Below are 12980 nucleotides of genomic sequence, written 5' to 3' on the forward strand. Positions count from 1 at the left end.
TTCTGGATATGCTTTACTGAATTCGTTCTTTGCTAAGGAGGTCATGGATGAGGAACATACGTATACAAACGGAAATGTTAGTGAAATCAGTAATAAATACAGTTAATTAATCGGATAGCAACTTTAAAAAGGATCGGTCATGCTCAAAAAATCTCACCTTGCCGCCTCAGCCTTGCTGCTGGCGCTCGGCAGTTTCCTGGCGCCTGCCCAGGCGGAAAACGCGCCTGCTGTTAATGGCGATACCGTGAAAAAAATCAAAGCGCGCGGTGAACTGGTGTGCGGCGTTCACCCTGCCCGTCACGGTTTTGCCGCGATTAACAGCAAAGGCCAGTGGGAAGGTCTTGATGTTGATTTCTGCCGTGCGCTGGCAACGGCGGTGCTGGGCGACGCGTCGAAAGTGCGTTTTACCCCGCTCTCAACCGCACAACGCTTTATGGCGCTGCAGTCTGGCGAAGTGGACGTGCTGTCACGTAATACCACCGCGACGCTCACTAACGATGTGTCGCTCGGCATCAGTTTTGCACCGCCTAACTTCTACACCGGCACCGGTTTTATGGTGCGCGCCAACAGCGGCGTGAAAAAACTGGAAGATCTCGACGGCGCAACCGTTTGTGTCACGCCAAGCAGTACCGAACGTAACGTCGCGCAGATTTTCGGCTCGCGCAACATTCACTACACGCCAGTGGTTATTGAAAACAACAAAGAGTATGTCGCCGCCTACCTCGCGGGTCGCTGTGATGTGATCGCCCGCGATAAAGTGGCGCTGCCCGGTATCCTGGCGTTTGATACCGACAAACCGCAGGATCATGTGATCCTGCCGGGGATGTACTCCAAAGAGCCGCTGGCGATGGCGGTGCGCAAAGGCGATAACCAGTGGTATGACATTGTGAAATGGGTGGTTTACGCCACTTTCGATGCCGAAGAGATGGATGTTAACCAGAGCAATGTCGATGAAAAACTGAAATCCAGCGATCCGGATGTTCAGGGCCTGCTTGGTGTCACCGGCGGCTTCGGTCAGAAACTGGGGCTGGATGACAAATGGGTGTACAACATCGTTAAACAGGTGGGCAACTATGGCGATATTTACAACCGCCACTTTGGCCCGAAAAGCGCTGAACCGCTGGATCGCGATTTGAATAATCAGTGGAACAAAGGTGGCCTGCTTTACGGCCTGCCGATCCGTTAATCGCCGGGCCGCCTCCGTCTTGCGGGGCGGCCCTTCTCCACTCCTGCCACAGTCGTAATTTTAATGATGAAACAGTCTGACAACTCCGGTGTTCTGGCGTCGGATGCGACGCGCGAGGCCACCGCGTTTCGCCTTTTCACCTTTTTTGGCAGTCAGTCCGTGCGCAGCGCCTGCTACCAGTTGCTGCTGGCGGCGCTGCTTGCAGGATTTAGCTACTGGCTCTACAGCAACGTGGTGGAAAACCTGCATGCACAACGCATTTCGACCGGTTTCGGTTTTCTGCACCAGCCTGCGCACTTCGCCATCGGGGAAACGTTAATTCCCTACTCCGCGAATGACACCTATACCCGCGCGCTGGTGGTGGGGTTTCTTAATACCCTCTATGTGACGCTGTGCGGCATTGTGCTGGCGACACTGCTCGGATTTTTGGTTGGTATTGGCCGGGTTTCCAGAAACTGGTTATTGATGAAAGTGTGCGTCACTTACGTGGAGCTGCTGCGTAATGTCCCGGTGATCCTGCATGTGATCTTCTGGTCGATGGTGATCCGCAACCTGCCCGCGCCGCGCCAGGCGATAGAACTGCCGGGCGGTTTTCTTACCAACCGGGGCTTAACGTTCAGCGTTCCGGCGTCGCACAGCGGCTGGCAGTGGACATTGCTGGCGCTGCTGGCTGGCTGTGTGTTAAGCCTGCTGGTTTCACTGCTTGCGCGTTACTGGCGCGAGCGGCGCAGCAAAGTGCTGCCAACTGGACGTATTCGCCTCGCGCTGATTATCGGCCTGCCGCTGCTGGTGTGGTGGTTGTCCGGCGCGCCCCATGCGCTGAATACGCCGGAGCTGCGCGGGTTTAACTTTCGCGGTGGGTTTACCATCAGCCCGGAATTTACCGCGTTGCTGCTGGGCATCTCGCTCTACTCATCTGCCTATATCGCCGAAATTGTTCGCGCGGGGATTCAGTCCGTGCCCAAGGGGCAACTGGAAGCGGCGCGCGCGCTGTCGTTTTCATCGTGGCATGTCATGCGTCACGTCGTCATTCCGCAGGCGATGCGGGTGATGGTGCCGCCGCTGGCGAGCAAATATGTGAGCCTGGCGAAAAACAGTTCGATAGCCGTGGTGATTGGCTACCCGGAACTGGCGAATATCAGCAACACCATGATGAGTCAGACCGGCCAGGCGCTGGAGGCTATAGCCATTATGATGGTGGTGTATCTGGTCATTAGCGGCACCACGTCGCTGTTGATGAACCTGTTTAACCGCTACGTCGCCATTAAAGAGCGCTAAGGAACCGTTATGCAAAATCCTGTGGTTTTCTGGCTACGACAGCATTTATTTAGCAGCGTTGCACAAAGCGTATTGACGCTGCTGTTATTAACCGTGCTGGCGCTGGTGGGGGCAACGATCCTGCGCTGGGGCGTGATAGACGCGGTCGGTTTTAACGGGACGGCCGAGCAGTGCCGGGCGGCGGCTGGTGCCTGTTGGGCGGTGATCGGCGAGAAGTATCGCCCGATCCTCTTCGGGCTCTATCCGTATGATGAGCAGTGGCGTGCCGCCCTGGCGGTGCTGGTGTGGTTTGTCACCGTCGGGCTTTCGCTGTCGCCGATGTGCTGGCACTCGCGCCTGTTGTGGCCGCTGTGGATAGTCTCGCTGGTTGTGATGTCGGTACTGATGAGTGGCGGTCTGTTCGGGCTACCGCCGGTCTCTTCTGCGGACTGGGGCGGCCTGCCGCTGACGCTGCTGCTTTTTTCCGGGACGGTGATTATTGGCATGCCGGTGTCGGTGGCGCTGGCGCTGGGCCGCCGCTCCCCGCTGCCGTTTTTGCGCGGTTTGTCGGTGGTGTTTATTGAAGGGTTACGCGGCGTACCGTTGATCACGATCTTATTTGTCGCCGTGAACGTTTTTCCGCTGTTTTTACCGGCCGGGATGGAAGTGAACAAGCTGCTGCGGGTGATTATTGGTATTGCCCTGTTCTTTGCCTGCTATCAGGCTGAAGTGATCCGTGGTGGTTTGCAGGCGGTACCGCGCGGTCAGTATGAAGCGGCCGCGGTGCTGAATCTGGGTTACTGGCACACCACCACCAAAATTGTGCTACCGCAGGCGCTGCGCATCTGCCTGCCGGCGGTGACCAACCATATTATTGCGGCGATGAAGAACTCGTCATTCGTGATCATTATCGGCCTGTTCGATGTTCTGACCGCCACCACCGCAGTGATGCAGGACCCGGTATGGCGTCGTTATTACATTGAAACCTATGTGTTTATCGCCGGCCTGTATTTACTGTTTGGCTTTTCGCTTTCCCGTTACGCGGTGTGGATCGAAGGACGCATCGATGAACGCCGCAACCCTGAAGGAGTTTCCTGATGCAAACCACAACACCCCCGCACGATGCGATCATTCAAATGACCTCCGTCAGCAAATGGTACGGGAAATTTCAGGTGCTGGATGATGTTTCGCTCAGCGTAAAAAAAGGCGAGCGCGTGGTGATTTGCGGGCCATCCGGTTCCGGTAAATCGACGCTTATCCGCTGTATTAACCGGCTGGAAGAGCACCAGAAAGGCCAGATTCTGGTGAACGGTATCGAAATGAATGACAACGTGCGCAACATCAGCCGCATTCGTTTGAGCATCGGCATGCTGTTTCAGCAGTTTAATCTGTTTCCGCATTTAAGCGTGCTGGATAACCTGATTATCGGCCCCACGCTGGTGCGCAAGATGAGCCGCCCGCAGGCAACGGAGCTGGCGATGCACTATCTGGAAAAAGTGCAGATCGCCAACCAGGCGCATAAGTTCCCGTTGCAGCTCTCCGGCGGCCAGCAACAGCGCGTGGCGATTGCCCGCGCGCTCTGTATGCAACCGGAGATTATGCTGTTTGACGAGCCAACCTCGGCGCTGGACCCGGAAATGATCAAAGAAGTGCTGGATGTGATGCTGGATCTGGCGGACAGCGGCATGACGATGATTGTGGTCACGCATGAAATGGGCTTTGCCCGTACCGTGGCGGATAACGTGATTTTGATGGCCGACGGTCGCATTGTTGAATCCGCGCCGCCGGAAACGTTTTTCACGCAGCCTGCGCATCCGCGTACCCGTCAGTTCCTCGATCAGATCCTCAGCCATTAATTGCAATGCGGCGGTTTTCCGCCGCACTGCCGTCGCAATCAATATTCTGCTGCTGCATCGTTAATAACCATAAATAAATTACGGGTATTGTGGTTTTCTTATACCTGGGACTTTATCTAAAAGTAAAAATGTTAGCCTGCGATGTTAATGTTTCTATTTTTGATCGTCTATTTATTCGCCTTTGCTGCATCACTGGCTATTAATTTGACTTAAGAATGTACTTATGGCTGGTTTGTTTTTTTGTCGTCATTTTTCTTTCGCAAAATCATAACAATATTTATAAATTGAGTCGTAAGTATGACTAAAAAAATATTTAACGCAGCTACTTTCCGTTGCCGATAACTTTGTGGAGAATGCACTGGTAATAACAAAAACTCACTGGCCGGTAAATTATAAAAAAGCCTATTACCGCGTCAGCAATTTATTGATCGCGGTACATTACGGGGTTTTTCATGAAGCGTAACACTCCTGTTACACAGAAAGAGTATTTGCTTAACGATGGGGCGACGCTGTTGTCGACCACAAATACGCACAGCCATATTACTTATGCCAATACGGCATTTATTGACGCCAGCGGATTTACCGAAGACCAGTTGATGGGCGAAGCGCACAATATTATTCGCCACCCGGATATGCCCGCCGCCGCTTTTGGTGATATGTGGTTTACCATCCAGCAAGGTGATAGCTGGACCGGGATGGTGAAAAACCGCCGCCAGAACGGCGATCATTACTGGGTGCGCGCTAACGTGACGCCGGTTTATCAGCAAGGTGAGTTGACCGGTTATATCTCGGTGCGGAATATTCCACAACGCGATGAAATTGACGCCAGCGCCGCGCTTTATGATCAAGTGAATGAAAACAAACTTCGCGGTTTCCGTTTTTATAAAGGTTTAGTGGTTCGCCGTGGGTTATTTTCTTTCCTTTCAATTTTCCAGCGGATTAGTGTTTCAAAACGGATTAACCTGGGCGCCATTATTACCGCTGCCCTGTTAGTGGTATTGCAATTCCTGCCATTTAATGCGGCTGAAAAAGCCGGTGTAACGGTTATTGCATTGGGATTACTTTCCGCTTTTTTGCAGAGCCAAATATCACGCCCGCTCAAAATAGTTTTGTCACAAATGCAAAAAGTGGTCTCCGGGCGAAAAGCCGACTACCGCCATTTTAACCGCGTGGATGAAATCGGTTTGCTGATGCGCCTGGTAAACCAGTCCGGGTTGAACCTTAATTCGCTGGTGGGCGATGTTTCCGCGCAAATAAAAGGCATTCGCGTGATCAGCGGGCGCATCTCCAGCGAAGGCGATTCTCTGCGGCAACGTACGGAAGAGACCTCCGGCGATCTGCACCAGACTGCGGCGGCAGTTGAAGAGATCGCCAGCGCGGTAAGGCAAACGGCGGAAACCGCAACAGAAGCGATGGCGCGCGCGGATGAGACCAGCGCCAGCGCGATGGAAAGCGGCGATGTGATGAAAAAGACCATTGCCATGATGCAGTCGGTTTCCGCGGACAATAATAAAATCGTCGACATCATTGGCGTCATCGACAGTATCGCTTTCCAGACCAATATTCTGGCGCTGAATGCGGCGGTGGAAGCGGCGCGTGCCGGTGAATCCGGCCGCGGTTTTGCCGTGGTTGCAGCGGAAGTGCGTAATCTGGCGCAACACTCCGCCTCTGCCGCGCGTGAAATTCAGACGCTTATCGAACACAACGTGGCTAACGTGAAAAGCGGTGTTGAGATGGTCGAAAACACCGAAACCCACCTGACAGCGATGATCGAAAGCGTGATCAATATGTCGGCGATGATTAAAGAGATCGGCATCGCCACCCACGAACAGACACAGGCGCTGGAGCTGATTAACCAGTCCGTTTCACGTATTGGCGCCATGACGCATAACAACACCGGCATGGTGGAGCATGTCACCAGCGCGGCGGAAGATCTCTCTGAACGCGCCGCCCGCCTGCATCGCGCGGTGCATGTTTTCGGCGGTAGCTGATAGTCCAGGACACCATGCTATAGTGCTGCTCCCGGTCGCGGAAAACAGGACATAGCATGGTGTTTCTAAGAGCAGTGCTGATCTTCATCTTTTCGGCAGCCGCCCATGGCGCCGATCGTCTTTCTCCTCCCGCCGGGTTTATGCAACCGCCGGAACACCACCCAGCAAAAGCGGTTAACTGCCCCACAGCCCCCGCGCCTTTCACTGGCGTGCTGGATTTTCAAAGTAAATATGCAGGCTCCGACAGCGCGCGTGCCACGCTCAACCCTGAAGCCGACGCCGCTTTCCGCCAGCAAACCAGACCGATTACCGATATGGAGCGCTTTGTCAGCCGCCAGGTAACCGCCTGGGCGCAAAACGGGAACCCGTCGAATGTCGCCTGTGTGGTCAACGCCCTGGCAGACTGGGCCAGCGCGGGGGCGTTAACTGGCGATGCGAAGAACCATACCGGCAGATCAATGCGTAAATGGGCGCTGGCCACCTTCTCTTCTGCCTGGCTGCAGTTGCAATATTCGCCTCAGCATCCGCTGCGCGCTTATCCGGCTCAGCAGGCAAATATTGAGCGCTGGCTCAGCACACTTGGTGATTTAACCGTTAACGAATGGCATGATTTACCGCTGAATAAAGTCAATAACCACAGCTACTGGGCGGCCTGGGCCATTATGGCAACCGCGGTCGTCACGCAGCGGCGCGATCTCTTTACCGACGCGCTGGATATTTACCGTACGGCGATGCAGCAAATTGATCCGCAAGGTTTTTTACCCAACGAACTGCGCCGTCGTCAGCGGGCGTTCTCTTACCACAATTACGCTATCCAGCCGCTGGTGATGATTGCGCTGTTTGCCCGTGCAAACGGTGTCGATCCAGAAGCGGAAAATCACGACGCGCTGCGGCGTCTGGGGGAAGTGGTGATTGGCGGGATAACCGATGCGCAGCCGTTTGCGCAAAAGACAGGCGCGGCGCAGGATGTGTCGTTTTTACAGCACCCGACCAATCTGGCCTGGCTTGAAGGCTGGTGCCAGCTTTATAGGTGTGATGATCCGCTGCGCCAGCGTATAGCGCCCCTGCGCCCGCTGCAAAACACCCGTCTGGGCGGTGATCTCAGCCATCTGATAGCCGCCACCGCCCGACAGGAGTAAGTGAGGTTAACCGGCGTTTCCGGCTATCGCCAGATAGTCCGTATAGAGCTGTGGCGCACCGGAAAATGATGCGAGCGTGCGCCACTCGTCATACATCCGTTCCGTATCCTGATGTGCGGCGACAAAGGCCAGTGATTTTTCCGTGGAGACATCCAGCCCCGGATGAAAGGCGTTCAGCGACGCCAGACTCTCGATTTCCAGCATCACCGCGTACTGATCGAGACGATTACCGCCCTGACCTTTCAGCATGTGGAATTTCCAGCCGGGGTAATCTTCGACGCGGTGGATATTGTCAGTAATGAATTTTTCGAACGTCTGCGGCAGCACGCCCGCGCGCAGGGCGAGGTTGTGGAAACCGACGACGCGCGCCACCGTTTCTTGCCCGGCTTTGGCCTGGTAATTCGGCCCATCCGGCAACGAGCTATGCGTATTTTCCGCCACCAGGGAATAAGTGGTGAAAATGGTCGGCAGCTCGGCAAACGTCGCGAAGGTTTTCCACTCAGCAATCAGCGCCAGCGCCTGCGGGTGTTGCTGCCAGAATTGCTGCGCTTCGGCGGTCTGCTCGCCACTGGCTGTCACATAGCGGGCGTACTGCTGCGCATCCGGCGCTTCGTACAGCATCAGATACTCGTTTTCTCGCTCACCGCGCAAACCTTTAAGCAACGTCCAGCGCCAGCCCGGATACGCCGGGATCTGCACACCGCGCTCGCGGGCGAATTGCTCAAAATCGCCCGCCGTTACCCCTTTTTTCAGGTTGAGGCCAATGTAATGCACGCTAAAAACTGCATGAGATGGGTAATTCATAAAGACTCCTTTCTTTTTTCAATTTTTCAATTTTCACAACACGGGCGTGCCCGTGGTTAATGGATAATGTTGCGCGCCAGCAGGCTAACCAGCAGCAGAAGCACAATGCCGGCACTGAACACCGCGCTCAGGCTGAAGTGTTGAGCCATGGCGCCAATCAGCGCCGGGCCGCTCAGCAATCCCGCATAGCCGAATAACGTGACGGCGGGCAGCGCGAAGTGCGACGGCACACCGGGCTGATTCCCCGCGCCGGAGAAAAGCACCGGCACAATGTTCGCCAGCCCCGCGCCAACCAGCACGAACCCGGCAAGAGAGAGCATGGCGCTATGCAGTGAAACCATCACCAGCAACCCTGCCGCGGCACACACTCCGCCGAAGAGCAGCACGCGCACGTTGCCATACGTGTTGATTAAGCGATCGCCATATACCCGCCCCAGCGCTACGGCAATGGAGTAGAGCGTAAAGCCCAGGCCCGCCTGCTGCGCGGGCATCTGCCGTTCGCTGTGCAGGAAAACGGCGGACCAGTCCAGCATCGCGCCTTCGATCAGAAAGATAAAAAAACAGACGATGGCGATGAAAAGCACATGCGGATGCGCCAGCGTTCGCAGCAGGCTTCCTTTCGCGTCGGTTTGTTGCGGGCGTCTGGCTAATAAATGGCCGGATGAAGCCAGCGCGATCGCCAGAATCAGCAGCGCAATCAGTAAAATGGCGTGTCGCGGCGCCACACCTGCCCACAACAACAGGCTGACGCTTCCGGCACCCGCGATGCAACCCAGGCTATAAAAGCTATGGAAACCAGCCATTCTTGCCTGTCCGGATTCACGCTCAACCACCACCGCCTGGCTGTTCATCGACACATCGAGCAGGCCATTTGCCGCGCCGAAAAAGAGCAGAACCCCGCCCATCACGACGGGGGAATCGATAAACAACATTACGGGCAGATCGAGACACAACACCAGGGCGCAGCAGAGGATCACGGCCCGACAGCCAAACCGGCTGATTAAGCTACCGCTGAACGGCATTGCCAGCATCGACCCTGCGGCAATGCAAAACAGCAGCAAACCCAGCGCGCCGTCATCAACGTGCAGCGTGGCTTTCACCAGCGGGATCAGCGGTGCCCACGCGGAGACCGCCAGACCAGCGATAAAAAATATCCCCCGCGTCGCATGCTGTGCGCCGGTATTTGTGGCCGGGTGAGGCGTTGTCATTGGCTACACTCCTTGTCCCTGGCTTTCGGCCACGGCCAGATAATCGGTGTAGATTTGCGGCGATCCCGAGAAGGACGCGAGCTGTTTCCACTCCTCGTACATCTGTTTGGTGTCCCGGTGCGCGCTGGCGAAAATGGCTGCCTGATCGGTGGCGATATCCGGTTCAGGATAGAAAACATCCAGCGCCGCAAGACTTGCGATCTCCATCATCACCACATATTGATCCAGCCGGTTGCCGCGCTCGCCTTTCAGCAAGCGGAATTTCCAGTCCGGGTAATCTTCAATACGCTGGTAATTTTCGGCGATAAAGGTCTCGAAGGTCGCGGCTTCGACATCCGGGCGCAGCGCCAGGTTATGGATGCCAATCACCCTGGCTTCCGGTTCCTCTCCCGGCCGCTCGCGATAGCGGGGGCCATCCATCACGGTGCTTTTTTTGTTTTCTGCCAGCAGCCGATAATCGGTGTAGATCGTCGGTAGCGCGCTGAATGTCCCCAGTCGTTGCCACTCCCTCAGCAATTGCTGAGCGTGCGGGCGATCGCGCCAGAACTGACGCGCCAGTTCGGTGAGATTGCCGTCTGCGCGCTGGTAACGATCGCGCAGGTCGGCGTTTTCGATTTCATACAGCATCAGAAATTGCCCGGCGCGCTCTCCCCGCAGGCCGCGCAGCAACGTCCAGCGCCAGCCGGGATAACAGGGGATCTGGCACCCTTTCTCACGAACAAACTGCTCAAACTGTTCATTGGTGACCCCGGCTTCGGTGTCAATGGCGATGTAATAAAGGCTAAAAACCGGTGTTGATGCGTCAGTGTGTTTCATGCGCGACCTCCTGGCTGTCGGCGAATGTGAATTGGGTATTAATGATCGCTTCCACCAGCGTGACGCCATTTGGCGTAAGCGTGACGTTATCGCCAGTCACGGTGATGAGCGCTTTTTGCGTTAACGTTTCTAACGCGCGATGAATCACCGGGTTGTGGAAAAAACTGCGACCGTCGAAGCGCTGGCGGAATTCGCTATCGTTGACCGGACGCAGAGTGGAGAGCGCCATTTTGAAGGCATTAACTTCGCGCTGAAGCGGTGAAAAACCTTGTTGCGATTCAATGGGTAAGCGCCCTTCTTCCAGCGCCTGGGAGTAGTGTTTGTAATCCGTAATGTTGATCGCCTCCGACTGCGTGCATTTCGAACTGCCGCCAAGACCAATCGCCACTTCCGGATACTGTTTATCAAGATCAGTAATCAGCCCTTTCCACTTCTCCGCAGGCTGGGTGCGCTGATGGAAATACATGGTGGGATGCTCAGTGTACTCATCGGCGAAGTAGCGCTCGATCAGCTCACGCATCTGGTACTGCTTACCCAGCCCCGGAAAGCGGCTGGTCGTCCCTTTTTTCTGCCATAAACTCTGGCGCTGCCCCGATACCCCGGTGCGCTGCTTCATCAATTCCGCCATATGCAGCTTTGTGCAGACGACATGGGAAAGCGCCAGTTCGCGGCACTTCTCCATATCATATTTCACGTCATCGACGCTTTGCCCTGGCAGGCCGTAGATCAGATCCACACTTATCCAGTCGAAACCGACTTCGCGCGCGTTCGCAATCGTCTGTTCGCAGGTTTCCGCGCTATGTTTGCGTCCACAGGCTTCGATAAGCTGGTTATTGAATGACTGGACGCCAAAACTGATTTTGCTGAAACCCAGCGTTTTGAGCAGCTGCAGATAAGCTTTTGTCAGCGTTGCCGGTTCCCCTTCAAAGCGCAGCGTGGCGGCAGAAAAGTTAAAATTGTTGCGGTAAAACTCAATCAGACGCCGAAGTTCCGCTTCCGGCAGCAACGACGGCGTGCCGCCGAAAACGTTAAATTCGCCCACTTCCGCATGGGCAAGCGCGGGCACGTTTTGCAGCCACAACGTTGCTTCCTGAATATTCTGATCCACCACCCGGTGAAAAACGGCCCGTGAGGGGGCGCTCTGCGGATTAATGATAATGGTCGGGAACTGGCAGAAATGGCAGCGGTAGCGGCAGGTGGGAATCGACGCCCAGAGATGGATCTGCGCTGCCTGTTTAATTTCGTGTTCCATCTCGCGGAAAAAGGCGTCCTGCGGGTAGTCTTTGATGTCGCCCGGAAACACGTGGCAACCAAAAGGATCCCGGTAGACGTACTCCAGCAAGGTGTGATTTTCCGGCGCCGCCAGAAAGTCGTACACGCGCGGCACCGGGTAGTGCGGGTCGAGATCGTTCAATGAATCCAGAAGTGCGCTGTTCATCAGAAGACTCCCCCGTTGGCAAAGTAGTTATGCGCCATGCCGGACTCGCGATCCTCACAGAAATACCAGACGAAACGCTGGAAATCGCGCTCCTCAACCTCGTCAAAACAGGCTGGCAGCGGCGGTGGGAAACCAATGTCTTCGCCCATCGCACGGCGCATGGCGCTGAAAATCTCGTCGCGAAATTCGAAATAGAGCCGGTAAGCGGGCGTTTTATAGGCGTGGATGGGCGTGAAATCGATAATGCGTGTTTCGTGTTTGATGGCCTCGATGCGCCGGAACAGGCGATCGGCTACCACCGGACCGAAGAAGTCACGCACGGCGTCGCTGTCTAACAGCAGGTGCGGGTTGAGAAGCACCGGCAGCACAATGTTTTTCGGCACGTAATCTTTTATGGAGTAGTGCCAGGCCTGTAATGACTGTTCTGGTGTCGTGTCGCTCAGCGAGGTTTGCTGTCCCCCTTCCGGACGGACATCTTTCATGATGATGATGCCATCCTGTCCATAAGCGACACCGGTTATCACTTCCTGCAGAATGGTGTCCACGCGGCGGCTGTTGATTTCAACATGGGAATCGCGTGCGTAGACAGGTTTTCCGCCCGCGGCGATCACGCGAATACCGAAATCCCAGTCATCGGAAAGGTGCTCGACAAACCGGCCGTTATTGAGCTGGTAAAAAATCTCAATGCCGCCGACTTTGTCGTACATCGTACGTTCAACGGCAAAACCTTTGCCATCCGGGAAGCCGCCAAACAGCGAGAAGGAGACATCGCGGCAGCGCAGCGTTTTCTGGATCTCCGCAAACAGGTTCGGGCGCAGCCGGAAGTCGTTTTCGTTGTAGTAGTAATTACAGGTGCCTAAATCCCCTGCTTCCTCGACCATTTTTTCAATTAGCGTGTGCAGCCACCAGCTGTCCACGGTACAGTCCGCATCGGCCGAAACGATATAGTGCTTACGGTTTATGCCAAGGCGTTTATCACGCGCTTTTGAACGCAGCGAGGCGTAGTCCATTCCGCATTTTCGCGCGGAGGAGACACCCTGCGTGGTTTCCTTGATGATATGAATATCCATTGCCGGATTGAGCCGATGAAAATCCTCTATTTGCGCTACTGAATCGTCGGTGGAATTATTATCCACCACGATCAGCTCCCAGTTATCATGTGTCAGCATGTTATTACGCGTTCTTTGATGAAGTAACGAGACAAGCACAGAATTAATTCTGTCACTCTCGTTATAAACGGGTAAGACAATCGAAACATAAACATTGTTACGCATATATACTCTCC

Annotated in this window: 11 protein-coding genes; 6 read left to right on the forward strand and 5 right to left on the reverse strand. The window is 55.1% G+C overall.

The genetic code is table 11. The features are described from left to right. Window positions 1–139: 139 nt before the first annotated feature. The 6 genes from RT644_RS01925 (at window position 140) to RT644_RS01950 (ending at window position 7429) form a co-directional block, all read left to right on the forward strand. Window positions 140–1186 carry an amino acid ABC transporter substrate-binding protein gene (locus tag RT644_RS01925; RefSeq protein WP_045508405.1) on the forward strand — a complete coding sequence of 349 codons (1047 nt, stop codon included), beginning with the start codon at window positions 140–142 and terminating at the stop codon, window positions 1184–1186. Window positions 1187–1249: 63 nt separating this feature from the next. Further along, a complete protein-coding gene (locus RT644_RS01930) occupies window positions 1250–2464 on the forward strand; it encodes an ABC transporter permease subunit (RefSeq protein ID WP_313625318.1) in 1215 nt (404 codons plus the stop codon). A 9-nt stretch (window positions 2465–2473) separates the two neighbouring features. Then, window positions 2474–3541 carry an amino acid ABC transporter permease gene (locus RT644_RS01935; protein WP_016496066.1) on the forward strand — a complete coding sequence of 356 codons (1068 nt, stop codon included), beginning with the start codon at window positions 2474–2476 and terminating at the stop codon, window positions 3539–3541. Continuing rightward, window positions 3541–4299 (forward strand): amino acid ABC transporter ATP-binding protein, encoded by a 759-nt coding sequence (locus tag RT644_RS01940; RefSeq protein ID WP_016496065.1) that lies wholly within the window; start codon window positions 3541–3543, stop codon window positions 4297–4299. Before RT644_RS01935 ends, RT644_RS01940 begins: the two co-directional genes overlap by 1 nt. Window positions 4300–4751: 452 nt before the next feature. Then, window positions 4752–6290, forward strand: a complete 1539-nt coding sequence (locus RT644_RS01945) for a methyl-accepting chemotaxis protein (RefSeq protein ID WP_016496064.1) — start codon at window positions 4752–4754, stop codon at window positions 6288–6290. Window positions 6291–6346: 56 nt separating this feature from the next. Beyond that, window positions 6347–7429, forward strand: a complete 1083-nt coding sequence (locus RT644_RS01950) for a mannuronate-specific alginate lyase (protein ID WP_313625321.1) — start codon at window positions 6347–6349, stop codon at window positions 7427–7429. Between the two features lie 6 nt (window positions 7430–7435). On the opposite strand, the gene RT644_RS01955 is transcribed toward RT644_RS01950, so the two are convergent. Genes RT644_RS01955 through RT644_RS01975 form a run of 5 tightly spaced genes read right to left on the reverse strand, consistent with a single transcriptional unit; the run spans window position 7436 to window position 12969 of the window. Further along, window positions 7436–8233, reverse strand: a complete 798-nt coding sequence (locus tag RT644_RS01955; RefSeq protein WP_016496062.1) for a hypothetical protein — start codon at window positions 8231–8233, stop codon at window positions 7436–7438. A gap of 56 nt (window positions 8234–8289) precedes the next feature. After that, window positions 8290–9441 (reverse strand): MFS transporter, encoded by a 1152-nt coding sequence (locus tag RT644_RS01960; RefSeq protein ID WP_313625323.1) that lies wholly within the window; start codon window positions 9439–9441, stop codon window positions 8290–8292. A 3-nt stretch (window positions 9442–9444) separates the two neighbouring features. Continuing rightward, complete coding sequence (locus RT644_RS01965; RefSeq protein WP_313625324.1) at window positions 9445–10257, reverse strand: hypothetical protein; 813 nt, start codon at window positions 10255–10257, stop codon at window positions 9445–9447. After that, entirely contained in the window at window positions 10244–11695 is a 1452-nt protein-coding gene (locus tag RT644_RS01970) for a radical SAM protein (protein ID WP_313625325.1), read from the reverse strand. Before RT644_RS01970 ends, RT644_RS01965 begins: the two co-directional genes overlap by 14 nt. After that, window positions 11695–12969, reverse strand: a complete 1275-nt coding sequence (locus RT644_RS01975; protein WP_045508385.1) for a glycosyltransferase family 2 protein — start codon at window positions 12967–12969, stop codon at window positions 11695–11697. Before RT644_RS01975 ends, RT644_RS01970 begins: the two co-directional genes overlap by 1 nt. Between the last annotated feature and the right edge of the window lie 11 nt (window positions 12970–12980).

This window comes from Kosakonia sp. (genome assembly GCF_032104925.1).
Taxonomy (GTDB): domain Bacteria; phylum Pseudomonadota; class Gammaproteobacteria; order Enterobacterales; family Enterobacteriaceae; genus Kosakonia.